This window comes from Klebsiella sp. JB_Kp042 (assembly GCF_040065275.1).
GTDB lineage: Bacteria > Pseudomonadota > Gammaproteobacteria > Enterobacterales > Enterobacteriaceae > Klebsiella > Klebsiella quasipneumoniae.
This window is the reverse complement of record NZ_JBEAJL010000008.1, coordinates 1-14,952: the sequence shown is the minus strand read 5'-3', so window position 1 is coordinate 14,952 and position 14,952 is coordinate 1. Positions and strand designations below refer to the sequence as shown.

General features: G+C 58.6%; 15 protein-coding genes. 4 read left to right on the top strand and 11 right to left on the bottom strand.

The features are described from left to right. Positions 1 to 233: 233 nt before the first annotated feature. Entirely contained in the window at positions 234 to 875 is a 642-nt protein-coding gene (locus ABLV54_RS01105; RefSeq protein ID WP_050533997.1) for a polymer-forming cytoskeletal protein, read from the top strand. A 242-nt stretch (positions 876 to 1,117) separates the two neighbouring features. Continuing rightward, the gene (gene yhhY / locus ABLV54_RS01100) at positions 1,118 to 1,594 is read left to right on the top strand and encodes an N-acetyltransferase (protein WP_072096665.1); all 477 of its coding nucleotides are present in this window, start codon (positions 1,118 to 1,120) and stop codon (positions 1,592 to 1,594) included. Between the two features lie 89 nt (positions 1,595 to 1,683). Here the strand turns inward: yhhY and ggt are convergent, their stop codons facing one another. Further along, positions 1,684 to 3,429 (bottom strand): gamma-glutamyltransferase, encoded by a 1,746-nt coding sequence (gene ggt / locus ABLV54_RS01095; protein ID WP_044524972.1) that lies wholly within the window; start codon positions 3,427 to 3,429, stop codon positions 1,684 to 1,686. A gap of 123 nt (positions 3,430 to 3,552) precedes the next feature. On the opposite strand from ggt, the gene ABLV54_RS01090 reads away from it, so the two are divergent. Beyond that, on the top strand, positions 3,553 to 3,873 hold the full coding sequence (locus tag ABLV54_RS01090) for a DUF2756 family protein (RefSeq protein WP_023291222.1): 321 nt from the start codon (positions 3,553 to 3,555) through the stop codon (positions 3,871 to 3,873). Positions 3,874 to 3,897: 24 nt separating this feature from the next. Here ABLV54_RS01090 and ugpQ read toward each other — a convergent pair whose 3' ends face one another. The 10 genes from ugpQ to livK form a co-directional block, all read right to left on the bottom strand. After that, entirely contained in the window at positions 3,898 to 4,638 is a 741-nt protein-coding gene (gene ugpQ / locus ABLV54_RS01085; RefSeq protein WP_023291223.1) for a glycerophosphodiester phosphodiesterase, read from the bottom strand. Beyond that, positions 4,635 to 5,705 carry a sn-glycerol-3-phosphate import ATP-binding protein UgpC gene (locus tag ABLV54_RS01080; protein WP_023291224.1) on the bottom strand — a complete coding sequence of 357 codons (1,071 nt, stop codon included), beginning with the start codon at positions 5,703 to 5,705 and terminating at the stop codon, positions 4,635 to 4,637. The genes ugpQ and ABLV54_RS01080 overlap by 4 nt, the downstream gene beginning before the upstream one ends. Position 5,706: 1 nt before the next feature. Continuing rightward, on the bottom strand, positions 5,707 to 6,552 hold the full coding sequence (gene ugpE / locus ABLV54_RS01075) for a sn-glycerol-3-phosphate ABC transporter permease UgpE (protein WP_008806976.1): 846 nt from the start codon (positions 6,550 to 6,552) through the stop codon (positions 5,707 to 5,709). Next, the gene (ugpA, locus tag ABLV54_RS01070) at positions 6,549 to 7,436 is read right to left on the bottom strand and encodes a sn-glycerol-3-phosphate ABC transporter permease UgpA (protein WP_032454247.1); all 888 of its coding nucleotides are present in this window, start codon (positions 7,434 to 7,436) and stop codon (positions 6,549 to 6,551) included. The genes ugpE and ugpA overlap by 4 nt, the downstream gene beginning before the upstream one ends. A gap of 106 nt (positions 7,437 to 7,542) precedes the next feature. Next, complete coding sequence (gene ugpB, locus ABLV54_RS01065; RefSeq protein WP_032454248.1) at positions 7,543 to 8,859, bottom strand: sn-glycerol-3-phosphate ABC transporter substrate-binding protein UgpB; 1,317 nt, start codon at positions 8,857 to 8,859, stop codon at positions 7,543 to 7,545. A gap of 271 nt (positions 8,860 to 9,130) precedes the next feature. Further along, the gene (livF, locus tag ABLV54_RS01060; protein WP_004145133.1) at positions 9,131 to 9,844 is read right to left on the bottom strand and encodes a high-affinity branched-chain amino acid ABC transporter ATP-binding protein LivF; all 714 of its coding nucleotides are present in this window, start codon (positions 9,842 to 9,844) and stop codon (positions 9,131 to 9,133) included. Between the two features lies 1 nt (position 9,845). After that, complete coding sequence (gene livG, locus ABLV54_RS01055) at positions 9,846 to 10,613, bottom strand: high-affinity branched-chain amino acid ABC transporter ATP-binding protein LivG (protein ID WP_023291227.1); 768 nt, start codon at positions 10,611 to 10,613, stop codon at positions 9,846 to 9,848. Further along, positions 10,610 to 11,887, bottom strand: coding sequence for a branched chain amino acid ABC transporter permease LivM (livM, locus tag ABLV54_RS01050; protein WP_004202111.1), 1,278 nt, complete (start codon positions 11,885 to 11,887; stop codon positions 10,610 to 10,612). Before livM ends, livG begins: the two co-directional genes overlap by 4 nt. After that, positions 11,884 to 12,810, bottom strand: a complete 927-nt coding sequence (livH, locus tag ABLV54_RS01045; protein WP_002920807.1) for a high-affinity branched-chain amino acid ABC transporter permease LivH — start codon at positions 12,808 to 12,810, stop codon at positions 11,884 to 11,886. The genes livM and livH overlap by 4 nt, the downstream gene beginning before the upstream one ends. A gap of 61 nt (positions 12,811 to 12,871) precedes the next feature. Continuing rightward, a complete protein-coding gene (gene livK, locus ABLV54_RS01040; protein WP_048298510.1) occupies positions 12,872 to 13,981 on the bottom strand; it encodes a high-affinity branched-chain amino acid ABC transporter substrate-binding protein LivK in 1,110 nt (369 codons plus the stop codon). A gap of 423 nt (positions 13,982 to 14,404) precedes the next feature. On the opposite strand from livK, the gene panM reads away from it, so the two are divergent. Beyond that, positions 14,405 to 14,788, top strand: a complete 384-nt coding sequence (gene panM / locus ABLV54_RS01035; protein WP_023291228.1) for an aspartate 1-decarboxylase autocleavage activator PanM — start codon at positions 14,405 to 14,407, stop codon at positions 14,786 to 14,788. Positions 14,789 to 14,952: the final 164 nt, after the last annotated feature.

Below are 14,952 nucleotides of genomic sequence, written 5' to 3'. Positions count from 1 at the left end.
ACCATAGCGCAAGCCGGGACATGACTTCATCCTCTCAGTCCGTTTTCCGTGAAGATTCGTCAAAAAAATAGGTCGCGTACCACCCATACGTAATTATTAATAACTCATTGATTAACAACAGATTAAATCGACATTTTTCGGTTAAGTATCTTGATCTCAATGGCGAAACTGCGGATAAGTGGAGGGCAAACCAGGACGTTGCTGATGACTAACGGAGTAGCCAGCCGCTACGGATGGACAAACAGTATCTCGCCTTAAACGGCGCCCTTTTTTTCTGGCTTCTCGCGCTGATCGCCTGGTCTGTCGATGCGATCGTGCCGGCGCGCCTGGCGGCCGCCTGCGCACTGGTCGCCTTTCTCCTCCATAGCCAACGGAACAAAATTAACGCGATGTTTATTAAGAAAAATAAAACGGAACCTCAGACGTCAGAAGTGGCCACGCCTCCGGCAAACAACCCAGAATCCCAGGCGGTCGCCAGCAAAAAACAAGAGACTACGGTCATCGCCAGCGGGGTGCATTTCGTCGGCAATATTGTCGCCAGCGGCCATGTCTATATTCACGGCCAGCTTACCGGCAACATTGAGGCGAAAGAACATCTGATTAAGGTGATGCGTGAAGGTCAGGTCGAGGGCAACATCAGCTGCCGTGAGCTGATTATTGATGGCAAGGTTCAGGGCCAGTGCCGCGGCGACAGCATCACCATTGAGGAGCACGGCAATCTGGATGGCACCCTCGCCTATCGCTCGCTGGCGATTAAAAAGGGCGGCCAGTTCACCGGCAGCGCCGAGGTGCTGGCCGCGGCGGAAAGCAAAAGTCATCTCATCGGCCTGGTTGCGGAAGACGGCGTGATGTCCGCCAGGCCGCCAAGCGCCTGAGGTTGCAGCAAAAAAAAAAGCCAGCACCCGGCTGGCTAAAGTAATACTGGAAGCAATGTGAGCAATGTCGTGCTTTCAGGCTTTCCGCAAGGGTCTTCCTGAATGCAGGACAATAATAATCATTCTCATTCGCACTTGTCTATCTTTTTTTTTGCAAAAAACGGCATTGACTCCCCGGCTGCCGTCAGAGATGGTGAAGGAGAATCAACCACCAAAAAGAGGACAAGGGAATGAGTGACATAGTGATACGCCATGCCGAACCGCGCGATGCTGAACCTTTACGTATGCTGATGGCGCACCCGGAGGTCTATCATGACACGCTACAGATCCCTTACCCCGCCATGGAAGCCTGGCAGGAGAAGCTACAGCCCAAACCCCATACCTTCCATCTGGTGGCGACGCTGGACGATCGGGTTACCGGGCATCTGTCGCTCCATGTCGAACCGCGCCCTCGTCGCAGCCACGTGGCGACCTTTGGCATGGCGGTTGCCGCCGGCCATCAGGGGCGCGGTATCGGCAGCGCGCTGATGCGCGAGATGATCGACCTGTGCGATAACTGGCTGCGCGTTGACCGCATTGAGCTGACGGTGTTCGCTGATAACAAGCCGGCGATTGCGGTGTACAAAAAACACGGATTTGAGATCGAAGGCACCGGCAAGCGTTACGCGCTGCGCAACGGTGAATATGTGGATGCATATTATATGGCGAGAATGAAGTAGCATGTTGCCGGGTGGCGGCTTCGCCTTACCCGACCTGCGTTCGTGCAGTGGTTGGCCCGGTAAGCGCAGCAGCGCCACCGGGCAACATATCAATACCCCGCCGTTAAATCATCCGGCGAACGCGGGTCGGAGGCGCCATACAGCATCCCGTCCGGCCCCACCATAATGCTCTGAGTGCTGCCCATCGCCTCTTTCAGCGCCACTTTCTGCCCTTTCGCCTCCAGCAGCTTCAGGGTATCCGGACTAAAGCCTTTCTCCACCCGCAGCTCATCCGGCAGCCATTGATGATGGAAGCGCGGGGCGTTGGTGGCTTCTGCGACGTTCATCCCGAAATCGATGGTATTGACCACCATCTGCAGCACAGTGGTGATGATCCGGCTGCCGCCCGGGCTGCCGGTCACCAGCCAGGTTTTGCCGTCTTTCACCACAATGGTCGGCGACATCGACGACAGCGGGCGTTTTTTCGGCTCCACCGCATTGGCGTCGCCGCCCACCAGGCCATAGACGTTAGGTACGCCGGGCTTCGCCGAGAAATCATCCATCTGGTTATTCAGCAGAATGCCGGAGTCCCCCGCCACAATGCCGGTGCCGAAGGTGGTATTCAACGTATAGGTCACCGCCACCGCATTGCCGTCTTTATCGACCACCGAGAAGTGGGTGGTCTGGTTGCTTTCATAGGGCGCCAGCTTGCCCGGGCGGATCTGGCTGGAAGGCTTCGCCTTATTGACGTCGATCTCGGCGGCAATCGCTTTGGCGTAGGCTTTGCTGGTCAGCGCCTGCCACGGCACTTTGACGAAGTCAGGGTCGCCGAGATATTCAGAGCGGTCGGCATAGGCGTGTTTCTCCGCCTCCGCCATCACCTGCATAGCGTCGGCGCTGCCGAAGCCATATTTCTGCAGATCGAAATTTTCGAGGATATTGAGGATCTGCACGATGTGGATCCCGCCGGAGGAGGGCGGCGGCATAGAGTAGATCTCATACCCGCGATATTCGCCTCTAATCGGCGTGCGCTCCACGGCCTTATAGTTAGCGAGGTCGGCTTTGGTGATAAGCCCGCCGTGCTTTTTCATCTCGTCCGCGATCTGGTCGGCAATAGCGCCTTTATAGAAGGCATCCGGACCGTGCTCGGCAATCAGCTCGAGGCTTTTCCCCAGGTTCTTCTGTACCAGCCGGTCGCCCTTCTTCAGCGGCTCGCCGTTCTTCCAGAAGATCGCTTTACTGTTTTCGTGCTGCGGGATCACTTCGCTGCCGTAGGTCTTCAGATCGTCCGCCAGCGCATCGTTAACAATAAAGCCCTCTTCCGCCAGCTTGATTGCCGGGCGGATCACTTTGTTCAGCGGCATGGTGCCGTATTTTTCCAGGGCAAGAGAGAAGCCCGCCACGCTGCCTGGCGTGCCAGAGGCCAGATGCGAGGTGAGCGATTTTTTACTGTCCGGGTTACCCTGGTCGTCGAGGAACATGTCGCGGGTGGCCTGCTCTGGCGCCATTTCGCGGAAATCGATCGCCGTAGTCTTGCCGTCTTTCGTCCGCAGCATCATAAAACCGCCGCCGCCAATATTCCCCGCCTGCGGATGAGTGACCGCCAGCGCGTAGCCAACCGCCACCGCCGCATCGACGGCGTTGCCGCCCTGGCGCAGAATATCCACCCCGACGCGGGTGGCCAGCGCATCCACCGAGGCCACCATGCCCTGCCGGGCGCGCACCGGGTGGAATACATCCTCCTCTACGCCATAAGAGACCGGCGGCGGCGGCGGTGGACTGGCGGCGACGGTAAAACTACCGCCCGCCAGCAACGCAGCGATGACCACCTGACGCCAGATTGTTGTTTTTATCATTGTCTTACTCCTGATAGGTAGGTTTCATTCCCCGCTTAAGCCTGGTTGATAACTCCTAAAAAATCATTGTTATGGCGGATTCGAGGTACACTTAAGTGATCCCACGCACGGGAGGAGAAAACCATGAAAGCGATGTTATTTCTGGCGGCGCTGATGCCGCTCGGCGTTTTAGCCCAGCCAATCAATATTGATAACAACCCCAACCAGCCGGGTTACGTGGTCCCCAGCCAGCAGCGCATGCAAAATGAGATGAAGGTGCAGCAACAGCAGCAACAGAGCATGCTGAAGCAGAATCTGAACAATCAGACTCGCTCCCAGCAGCAGCATCTGCAAAACCAGCTGCAGACCAATCAGCAGCGCGCGGCGCAGGGCGGGAATCTCAATCCGCCGCAGCAGGTGCTGCCGAACAACAACGGAGGGATGCTGCGGCAGACCAACCCGTAAAGGCCAGCCGCCGCGCAGCGGTTATTAAGGCTGGAAATGGGGCCCGATGACGTCAATGGCATCGGTGCAGATGCAGTCTACGCCCCAGCGCAGCAGCTCGGCGGCGCGCTGGGGTTTGTTAACGGTATACACCAGGATATGCAGGCCGGCCTGTTTCAGGCTTGCCACCCGCCCGGCGTCCAGCAGCTTGTGGTTAAGGTGAATGGAGACGCAGCCCAGCCGGGTGGTCAACTCCCGCCAGTCCTCACGCCACTCATCCAGCAACAGCCCGCGCGGTAGCTCGGGGGCGGCTTCCTGCGCCGCTTCCAGGGCATCGATTTCAAACGACGACAGCAGCGGCGCGGTCATTCCCGCCCACAGCTCCCGCGCCGCCAGGGCCACCACGTTGCCGGTCTGCGGCCCAAGGCCGGTGGTCGGTTTAATTTCGATATTCGCCATCATGCCGTGACGGCGGCAGCGCTCCGCCACCTGGGAGAGCAGCGGCAGCGGCTCGCCCTTAAATTCACGGCTGAACCAGCTACCGGCATCCACCTTCAGCAGATCGTCCCATGGCAGCTCCCCCGCCACGCCCCAGCCGTTGCTGGTGCGTTCGAGATTATCGTCATGCAGCAGAAAGATCTGCCCGTCCTTTGACAGCTTGGCGTCAAATTCAATCATCGTGTGCCCGTAGCGAGCGCCGACGTCGATAGCCGCCAGGGTGTTCTCCGGCGCCAGTTTACCGCCGCCGCGATGGGCGACGATACGGGGATAAGGCCAGTTACTCATGCGCGTTGTCCTGTTTCACCATCAAAGAGGTGCAGATGTTCCAAAGGCAGATGCAGCCATAGCGTGCTGCCTGCCGCCGGGCGCTGCTGGTGCGGCAGTCTGACCACCAGCTTCTGTTCGCCCCAGCGCCCGTGGGCAAGGTTATCGGCGCCTAAAATTTCCAGGGAGTCCATCAGCAGCGGAATGCCGCCTTGCGCCTGCGAGCTTAAGATAAAATGCTCCGGGCGGATACCGAGGGTCATTTTACGCCCGGCGTGGCGCCGGTGCTCATGATTCGTCGGCAGCTGGATGCCGCCCGCCAGCTCAAAGCGACCGCCGTCATCGCTGATGCGCCCTTCCAGCAGGTTCATGGCCGGGCTGCCGATAAAGCTCGCCACAAAGCGGCTGGCCGGCTTCTCATACACTTCCACCGGGGTGCCGATCTGCTCGGCAACGCCTTTATTCATCACCATCACCCGCTGAGCGAGGGTCATCGCCTCCACCTGATCATGGGTAACGTACAGCGAGGTGGTTTTCAGGCGGCGATGCAGCTGCTGCAGCTCAAGACGCATCTGCACGCGCAGCTTGGCGTCGAGGTTTGACAACGGTTCGTCGAAGAGGAATACCGCCGGGTCACGCACGATGGCGCGGCCCATCGCCACGCGCTGGCGCTGGCCGCCGGAGAGCTCGCGCGGGCGGCGCTTGAGCAGGCCGTCCAGCTCAAGAATACGCGCCGCCTCCTGCACCCGCTCGGCGATCAATCCCTTACCCATGCCGCGGATCTTCAGCCCCCACGCCATGTTCTCTTCCACGCTCATATGCGGATAAAGGGCATAGTTCTGGAACACCATGGCGATGCCGCGATCCTTCGGCTCCATCTCGGTGACCCGCTTGCGGTCGATCCAGATATCGCCGCTGGTCACCCGCTCCAGTCCGGCGACCATCCGCAGCAGCGTTGATTTCCCGCAGCCCGACGGGCCGACCATGACGATAAATTCCCCGTCCGCCACGTCCAGCGTCAGCGGTTGAATCACCTGGGTTTTGCCATCCCAGCTTTTGCTTACTGCCTGTAGTTTTAAACCAGCCATTTTATTTCTCACTATCGACCAGGCCACGCACAAATGCGCGCTGCATGGCTAAAACGATGACAACCGGCGGGATCAGGGTCAGCAGCATCGCCGCCATCACCTGATTCCACTGGGTAGTACCTTCGCCGGTGGCGATCATGCCTTTGATGCCGGCGACGGCGGTGCCAAGATTCACATCCTGAATAATCAGCAACGGCCACAGATACTGGTTCCAGCCGTAGATAAAAGTGATGACGAACAGCGCCGCGAGGTTGGTTTTCGACAGCGGCAGCACGATGTCGCGAAAGAAGCGCATCGGCGAAGCGCCATCGATACGCGCCGCTTCAATCAGCTCGTCCGGCAGGGTCATAAAGAACTGGCGGAACAGGAAGGTGGCGGTGGCCGAGGCCATTAGCGGCAGCGTAAGCCCGGCGTAGCTGTCGAGCATGTTGAGATTGGCGATCACTTCCACCGTCGGGAAAATACGCACCTCGACCGGCAGCATTAGCGTGATAAAAATCATCCAGAAGAACAGGTTACGCAGCGGAAAGCGGAACCAGACGATGGCGAACGCCGACAGCATCGACACGACGATTTTGCCCACCGTAATGGCGAACGCCATGATGAAGCTGTTGAGCATCATCAGCCAGAACGGCGCGCTGTTGACGCCAACGCCGTTCACCCAGATGGTCTTCATGTTCTCCAGCAGATGTCCGCCGGGGATCAGCGTCATCGGCGTTTCGAACACCGATTGGTTATCCAGCGTCGCCGCCACGAAGGCGACGTACAGCGGGAATAAAATGACGGCGATGCCCAGAATCAGCATGGTGTGGCTGAAAATCGTCAGCCCGCGACGGTTCTCAATCATTGGTAACGCACCTTACTTTCAACGTAACGGAACTGCACCACCGTCAGGATAATGACGAGGAACATCAGCACCACCGACTGCGCGGCGGAAGCGGAAAGATCGAGCCCGGCGAAACCTTCGCGATAGATTTTGTAAATCAGGGTGGTGGTCGCCTGCACCGGGCCGCCGGCGGTGGCGGCATCGATCACCGGGAAGGTGTCGAAGAAGGCGTAAACCAGGTTGACCACCAGCAGGAAGAAACTCACCGGCGCAATCAGCGGCAGCGCCAGCCTGAAGAAGCGGCGGATTGGCCCGGCGCCGTCGATAGCGGCAGCCTCAACCAGCGAACGCGGGATCGACTGCAGCGCGGCGAAGAAAAACAGGAAGTTGTAGCTTATCTGCTTCCATACCGAGGCGAAGACCACCAGGAACATCGCCTGGCCGCTGTTCTGCGCGTGGTTCCAGTCGTAGCCCAGCTCGCCGAGGAAATGGGTGATCAGTCCGCGTCCGGGGTTAAAGAGAAAGATCCACAGCACCGCCGCCACCGCGGGGGCCACGGCATACGGCAGCAGCATCAGGGTCTGATAGAAGCGACTGCCGCGCACCACGTAGTCGACCAGCGCAGCGAAAAAGAGCGAAATAAGCAGGCCGCTGACGGTCACCAGGGCGCTGAATTTGATAGTGGTCCAGAACGAGTCCAGATAGTACGGGTCATGGAACAGCGCTACGAAGTTATCCAGGCCGACAAACTGGCTGGACAGGCCAAACGGATCGACGCTCTGCAGCGAATACCACAGCGCTTCGCCCGCGGGCCAGATAAAGAAAATCAGCGTGATAATCAGCTGCGGCGCGACCAGGACATAGGGCAGCCAGCGCGAGCGGAATACCGGACGGGATGATGACATTGAGATTGGGTTCCTGAACAATGCCGGGTGGCGGCTACGCCCTACCCGGCCTACATAAGGCACATCGTAGGCCCGGTAAGCGCAGCGCCACCGGGCAAGTTACAGATTACGATTTGGTCGCTTGTTCGAAGCGGCGCAGCAGCTGATTCCCACGCTGAACGGCGGAATCCAGCGCCTGTTGCGGGGTTTTCTTGCCGGTCCACACGCTCTCCAGCTCTTCATCGACGATGGTGCGGATTTGCGGCATGTTGCCCAGACGCAGACCTTTGGTGAACGGCAACGGCGGCTTGTTCAGCATCTGGCGCGTGGCGATATCGGCGCCCGGGTTCTTATCATAGAAGCCCTGCTGGCGGGTCAGATCGTAGGCCGCGGTGGTGATCGGCAGATAGCCGGTTTTCTGGTGCCATTCGGCGGCATTTTCCGGTTTAGTCAGGAAGTCGAGGAACTTCGCCACGCCGGTGTAGGTCTCTTTGTCTTTACCCTGCATCACCCACAGGCTGGCCCCGCCGATGATGGCGTTCTGCGGCGCGCCTTTCACGTCGGCATCGTAGGGCATCATGCCGACGCCGTAGTTAAATTTGGCGTACTGGCGGATATCGGCCAGCGAGCCGGACGAGGCAGTGGTAATGGCGCAGTCGCCGTTATAGAACTTTTCGGTGGACTCGTCTTTACGCCCGAAGTAGCTGAAATCGCCCTTCTTGTTCATCTCTTCGAGCAGCGCGATATGCTTCACCTGCTCCGGCTTGTTGAACTCAAGAACCGCGTCGGTGCCGTCAAAGCCATTGTTTTTCGTCGCCACCGGCAGGCCGTGCCAGGCGCTGAAGTTCTCAATCTGGATCCAGCCCTGCCAGCCGCTGGCGTAGCCGCACTTCATTCCGGCGGCTTTCAGCTTCGCGGTGTAGGCCGCCAGATCCTGCCAGGTCTTCGGCGGCTGCTCTGGATCTAAACCGGCTTTTTTGAAGGCGTCTTTGTTGTAGTACAGCACCGGCGTGGAGCTGTTAAACGGCTGGGAGAGCAGATGGCCGGTTTTCGAATCGGTGTAATACCCGGCGACCGTCGGCACAAACTGCGATTCATCAAACGTGATGCCCGCCTCGCTGAACACCTGGTAGACCGGCTTAATGGCTTTTGACGCCATCATGGTGGCGGTACCCACTTCATACACCTGCAGGATCGCCGGCGCGTTGCCGGTACGGAAGGCGGCGATACCGGCGCTCAGGCTCTGTTCATAGTTGCCCTTGTATACCGGAACGATTTTGTAATCAGGATTGGCCGCGTTAAAGCGTTGCGCCAGAGAATCCACTTCTTTACCCAGTTCGCCTTCCATTGAGTGCCAGAACGGGATGGTGGTAACCGCCAGGGCCTGACCGGCAAAAGCCAGGCTCAGCGCCAGTCCTAAAGCTGTATGTCGTAACGATATCATCGGTTATCTCTCTTGTTGTGCCGGATGCGCGATTTCACGCGTTTTATGCTCGCGGGGTAACATGACATGTTCGAATTACAGAAAAATAACTTTTTTATTACAAAAAAAAGATAGTAACGGGTCAGAGAGATGACAAGCCGATGAAAGGACGGGGGAAGTAAAGTGGGAGCTGAGACACGGATAATAGTTGTGCGATCGGCTCCCGGGGTCGGCGCAAGCGCCTCACCCGGGCTACTATCCGGCGAAGTGAATGACGCCGGGTTGCGATGAATTAACCGCCGAGATAGGCGCTGCGCACCGCCTCGTTGGCCAGCAGCGCGTCGCCGGTATCCTCCAGCACCACGTGGCCGTTCTCCAGCACGTAGCCGCGATCGGCCAGCTTCAGCGCCTGGTTGGCGTTCTGCTCAACCAGGAAGATAGTCATCCCCTGCTCGCGCAGCTGCTCGATGGTATCGAAGATCTGCTGAATGATGATCGGCGCCAGCCCCAGCGACGGTTCATCCAGCAGCAGCAGACGCGGCTGGCTCATCAGGGCGCGGCCGATGGCCAGCATCTGCTGTTCGCCGCCGGACATGGTGCCGGCGCGCTGGATACGGCGCTCGTGCAGACGCGGAAACAGCTCATACACCCATTTGATGCGGGTCTGGAACTGATCGCGGTCGGCAAAAAAACCGCCCATCGCCAGGTTCTCTTCCACCGTCATTCGCGAAAAGACGCGCCGCCCTTCCGGGACGATCGCCACCGCCTCGCGCATGATCTTCGCCGTCTGCCAGTCGGTAATATCCTTACCGTCAAAGACAATACGCCCGCTGGAGGCGCGCGGATCGCCGCACAGCGTGCCGAGCAGGGTGGTTTTCCCCGCGCCGTTGGCGCCGATAAGCGTGACGATCTCGCCCTGTTTGATATGCAGGCTGACGTTGTGCAGCGCCTGAATCTTGCCGTAGTGGGCGCTGACGTTGTCAAAAGTTAACATCGCGTTTTCCATCTTATGCCTCACCAAGGTATGCGCGGATCACGTCCGGGTTATTACGAATCTCTTCCGGCGTCCCGTTGGCCAGCGGTGTCCCCTGGTTCACGACGTAGATGCGATCGGAAATGCCCATCACCAGCTTCATATCGTGTTCGATAAGCAGGATGGTGGTGTTGTGATGGTTACGCAGCTCGGCGATAAGCTCGTCCAGCTCTTTGGTCTCTTTCGGGTTCAGCCCCGCCGCCGGTTCATCGAGCATTAGAATTTCCGGCTGGGTGACCATGCAGCGGGCAATCTCCAGCCGGCGCTGGTCGCCATAGGCCAGGTTGCTGGCCTGCCGGTTAGCGTGCTCCAGCAGGCCGATACGCTCAAGCCAGGTGGCTGCGCGGTCCAGCGCTTCGCTCTGCGCCCGACGGAAGGCCGGCGTTTTCAGCAGGCCGGAGAAGAGCCCGGTTTTCAGCTGCTGATGTTGCGCCACCAGCAGGTTTTCAATGACCGTCATTTCGCGGAACAGGCGCACGTGCTGGAAGGTCCGCACCACGCCCATCCGGGCAATCTGCTGGCCTGGCAGCCCTTCCAGATGCTGGTCGCGCAGCAGAATGGTGCCGCCGGTGGGCTTGTAAAAACCGGTCAGGCAGTTAAAGACGGTGGTCTTCCCGGCGCCGTTGGGGCCGATCAGCGAGACGATCTCGCGCTCTTTGAGCTCCAGCGACACATTGTTGACGGCCAGCAGACCGCCGAAACGCATCATCAGGCCGCTGACGGATAATAATGGCTGACTCATGCCTGCTCTCCTTTCGCCTGACCGTTTTTCAGCTTCAACTGCACGCGCGTCATTGGCAGAAGCCCCTGCGGACGCCAGATCATCATCAGCACCATCAGGCCGCCGAGCATTAACATGCTGTATTCGTTAAAGTCACGCATCAGCTCACGCGACACCACCAGCAGAATAGCCGCCAGGATCACCGCAAACTGCGAGCCCATCCCGCCCAGCACGACGATCGCCAGTACAAAGGCGGACTCGGCGAAGGTAAAGGATTCCGGGCTGACGAAGCCCTGGCGCGCGGCGAACAGCGTCCCGGCGAAGCCGGCAAACGCGGCGCTGATGGTAAAGGCGGTCAGCTTGATGCGCGTCGGGCTCAGGCCCAGCGAACGACAGGCGATCTCATCTTCACGCAGCGCTTCCCACGCCCGCCCCAGCGGCATCCGCAGCAGGCGGTTGATAACGAACAGGCTCAGCACCACCAGCAGCAGCGCCACCAGATAGAGGAAAATGACCCGGTCGGAGGGATCGTATTTGACGCCGAAGAAGTTGCTGAAGGTATCCCAGCCGCCTTCGCGGGCGCTGCGGCTGAATTCGAGGCCAAAGAAGGTCGGTTTCGGGATCTGGCTGATGCCGTTTGGCCCGCCGGTGATTTCGGTATTGTTGAGCAGCAGAATACGCACGATCTCGCCGAAGCCTAAGGTCACGATCGCCAGGTAGTCGCCGCGCAGACGCAGCACCGGGAAGCCAAGCAGGAAGCCAGCCGCCGCGGAGACCAGGCCGGCCAGCGGCAGACAGGTCCAGAAGCCGAGACCGTAATAGTGGTTCAGCAGCGCGAAGGTATACGCGCCGATGGCGTAGAACCCGCCGTAGCCCAGGACCAGCAGGCCGGAAAGGCCGACCACCACGTTCAGCCCAAGGCCGAGAATGATATAGATCATCGTCAGGGTGGCGATATCCACCGTACCGCGCGACACCATAAACGGCCAGGCCACGGCAATCACCAGCAGGGCTATCAGGAACAACTTCTGCTTCACCGTCGAGCCGTCAATCGCCGGCATAATAAACTTCGGCCCGGAGACGTTCTTAACCGCTTTCTGAAACAGCGGCCGCAGCAGCTGGAAGAAAAAGACCACCGCGGTGCCGATGAAGATCCACTGCCAGCGAATATCGGCGGCGGTATCCACCACCAGTTTGGTGCCGTTCAGCTCCAGCTGCACGCCCATAAAGACGCCCGCCAGAATGAAGAACATCGCAGCAGAGAGCAGCGCCATTGCAATTTGCATCGGTTTCATACTTTTTCCACCTCCGGGCGGCCCAGAATGCCGGTCGGCATCACTAACAGCACCAGAATCAGCAGCGCAAAGGAAACCACGTCCTTATATTCGGTGCTGAGATAGGCAGAAGAGAGCGCCTCGGCAATACCCAGGATCAGGCCGCCGATCATCGCGCCGGGGATACTGCCGATACCGCCGAGCACGGCGGCGGTGAAGGCCTTCATCCCGGCCATAAAGCCGATGTAGGGGTTAATCACGCCGTAGAACTGACCCAGCAGCACGCCCGCCACCGCCGCCATCGCTGCGCCGATGACAAAGGTCAGGGCAATGACGCGATCGGTGTTAATGCCGAGCAGGCTCGCCATTTTCAGGTCTTCGGCACAGGCGCGGCAGGCGCGCCCCATCCGCGAGTAGCGAATGAACAGCGTCAGGGCCAGCATGGCGATAAAGGTCACCACCCAGATCACCAGCTGCATGGTGGTGATCGTCGCGGAGAAGCTGTCGCTGTGGCCGACGACCCACTGGCCGTTAAACAGGCTCGGCAGCGCCACGTCGCGGGAGCCCTGGGTCAGGCTGACGTAGTTCTGCAGGAAGATAGACATCCCGATAGCGGAGATCAGCGCAATCAGACGCTTGGAATTACGCACCGGCCGATAGGCCACGCGCTCAATGCTCCAGCCGTAGGCGCTGGCAATCACAATGGCGCCCACGAAGCCGGCGGCGACCAGCAGCCAGCTGGTGTCGATACCCATCATCATCAGCGCGGCGATGATCATGAAGGAGACATAGCTGCCAATCATGTAGACCTCGCCATGGGCGAAGTTGATCATGCCGATAATGCCGTACACCATCGTATAGCCGATGGCGATCAGCGCGTAGGTACTGCCCAGCGTGACGCCGTTAAACATCTGCTGCAGAAAATAGAGAAACTGCTCGGACATAAGGTAACCTTTTTCAAACCGCCCGCGGCTCGCGGGCGGAGGGATAACTCATCTTCAGCGCTTATTTCGCCGCGCTCGAAGAGCCGTCGGCGTGCCACTGGAAGACACCAAACTCAAATCCCTTCAGATCGCCTTTTTCATCCCAGGTCAGCGGCCCAATCACGGTTTTCGCCCCGTGCGCTTTCAAATCTTTTATTAAATCCAGCGGCTGCTGGCTGCCGGTTCTGTCCATCGCCTGCGCCAGCGACTGAACCGCGGCGTAAGTGATCCAGACATACGGCCCGCTCGGATCTTTCTTCTCCGCTTTCAGCGCGTTGACGATGGCGCTGTTGGCAGGGTCCTGATCGTAGCGTTTTGGCATCGTCACCAGCATCCCTTCCGCCGCGGCGCCCGCGATATTGGACAGCGAGGCGTTGCCGACCCCTTCCGGCCCCATAAACACGGTTTTCAGCCCCACGGAGCGCGCCTGGCGCAGCATCTGGCCCATTTCCGGGTAGTAACCGCCGTAGTAGACGAAGTCGATGTTCTCTTTCTTCAGGCGCGCCAGCAGCGCGGAGAAATCTTTCTCGCCCGCGGTGATGCCGTCAAAGAAGACGATGTTGGCCCCGGCTTTTTTCAGGTTGTCCTGCACCGAACGCGCCAGCCCTTCGCCGTACTGCTGCTTGTCATGAATGATGGCGATACGCTGCGGTTTGACGTTCTCGACGATATATTTCGCCGCGGTCGGCCCCTGCGAGGAGTCGAGGCCGGCGGTACGCATGATGTACTGATAGCCGCGCTGGGTCAGCTCCGGGTTGGTCGCTCCCGGGGAGATCATCAGGATGCCTTCATCCTCATAGATATCGGAAGCCGGCTGGGTGGAAGAGGAGCACAGGTGGCCGATAACGTACTGAATACCGTCGTTGACGATTTTGTTGGCCACCGCGACCGCTTGCTTCGGATCGCAGGCGTCGTCATATTCGACGGCCACCAGCTTGTCGCCCTTAATACCGCCGCTGGCGTTGATGTCTTTAATCGCCTGACGCGCGCCGTTGAACTCCATGTCGCCCCACTGGGCCACCGGACCCGACATCGCGCCGACCACGGCGACCTTAATATCCTTGGCCATCGCCGCGTGCGACATCGCTAATGCGACAATGCCCGCGACGATGGTTTTCGCGTTCCTTTTCATGCTGCAGAACCCCGTTCGTGATGTGGTGTAAATGTTTTGTATTTTTATGGTTAAAAAGCATTCTGTGCTTTTATTAAACAACGCCATTTTTACCATTGAGTTTAATGGTTTAGCGCAGCTTTTCACTAAAAAACAGATTAAAATCTCTATTTTTCAGTCGATTAAGCAAAGATAATATTCTGTATTTTGCTGAAGATAAACAAAAAAAAGTCCATGCGGCAGCATAAAATAACGATACATAAGGCGGAATAAAACGCTGCACATTAGGTTAAAATCCTGCTTATTTTTCGATCCATGACGGATTGCGCTACCCCAACAACGCCAGGAAAACGAATCCCCTGATGTATGCGCAAAAAACAGCGCTCCGCCAGACAGCAATTTTGGGTACACTGGCGCCTCTGTTTTGCACTGGACTTGCCGCCCATGAAACTGACTATTATCCGTTTACAGCACTTCAGCGATCAGGATCGCATTGATCTGGGGAAAATCTGGCCGTCGCAGGATCTGTCGACGCTGACCCTGGATGAAAACCATCGTCTCTATGCCGCCCGTTTTAACGAGCGCCTGTTGGGCGCTGTGCGCGTTACCCTGCGCGGCGTCGAAGGTGAGCTCAGCGATCTGTGCGTGCGTGAAGTGACCCGCCGCCGCGGCGTCGGGCAATATTTAGTGGAAGAGACATTGCGTGATAACCCGGCGATCAATAGCTGGCGCGTCGCCGACCGCGGGGTGGAAGACCGCGGCGTGATGGCGGCCTTTATGCAGGCGCTCGGCTTTAGCGCCCAGCAGACCGGTTGGGAAAAGCATTAAGCCGTAGTAAGTGACCGGGGTTGAGGGGCGCAGACAACGCATTAGCAGCGTGAAAGGCGCCCCACCCATTTAACCCGGCATTTCGCGTTGCAAAAAGGCGTCAAGACCTGAAATCCCCGGGAGCTTACATCAGTAAGTGACCGGGGTTGAGGGATGCAGACAAC

Excerpts from the sequence above, each read along its gene's own strand:
- ABLV54_RS01105 (WP_050533997.1), top strand. The coding sequence starts at position 234 with ATGGACAAACAGTATCTCGCCTTAAACGGCGCCCTTTTTTTCTGGCTT.
- ggt (WP_044524972.1), bottom strand. The coding sequence starts at position 3,429 with ATGATAAAAACAACAATCTGGCGTCAGGTGGTCATCGCTGCGTTGCTG.
- ABLV54_RS01090 (WP_023291222.1), top strand. The coding sequence starts at position 3,553 with ATGAAAGCGATGTTATTTCTGGCGGCGCTGATGCCGCTCGGCGTTTTA.
- ugpQ (WP_023291223.1), bottom strand. The coding sequence starts at position 4,638 with ATGAGTAACTGGCCTTATCCCCGTATCGTCGCCCATCGCGGCGGCGGT.
- ABLV54_RS01080 (WP_023291224.1), bottom strand. The coding sequence starts at position 5,705 with ATGGCTGGTTTAAAACTACAGGCAGTAAGCAAAAGCTGGGATGGCAAA.
- ugpE (WP_008806976.1), bottom strand. The coding sequence starts at position 6,552 with ATGATTGAGAACCGTCGCGGGCTGACGATTTTCAGCCACACCATGCTG.
- ugpA (WP_032454247.1), bottom strand. The coding sequence starts at position 7,436 with ATGTCATCATCCCGTCCGGTATTCCGCTCGCGCTGGCTGCCCTATGTC.
- ugpB (WP_032454248.1), bottom strand. The coding sequence starts at position 8,859 with ATGATATCGTTACGACATACAGCTTTAGGACTGGCGCTGAGCCTGGCT.
- livF (WP_004145133.1), bottom strand. The coding sequence starts at position 9,844 with ATGGAAAACGCGATGTTAACTTTTGACAACGTCAGCGCCCACTACGGC.
- livG (WP_023291227.1), bottom strand. The coding sequence starts at position 10,613 with ATGAGTCAGCCATTATTATCCGTCAGCGGCCTGATGATGCGTTTCGGC.
- livM (WP_004202111.1), bottom strand. The coding sequence starts at position 11,887 with ATGAAACCGATGCAAATTGCAATGGCGCTGCTCTCTGCTGCGATGTTC.
- livH (WP_002920807.1), bottom strand. The coding sequence starts at position 12,810 with ATGTCCGAGCAGTTTCTCTATTTTCTGCAGCAGATGTTTAACGGCGTC.
- livK (WP_048298510.1), bottom strand. The coding sequence starts at position 13,981 with ATGAAAAGGAACGCGAAAACCATCGTCGCGGGCATTGTCGCATTAGCG.
- panM (WP_023291228.1), top strand. The coding sequence starts at position 14,405 with ATGAAACTGACTATTATCCGTTTACAGCACTTCAGCGATCAGGATCGC.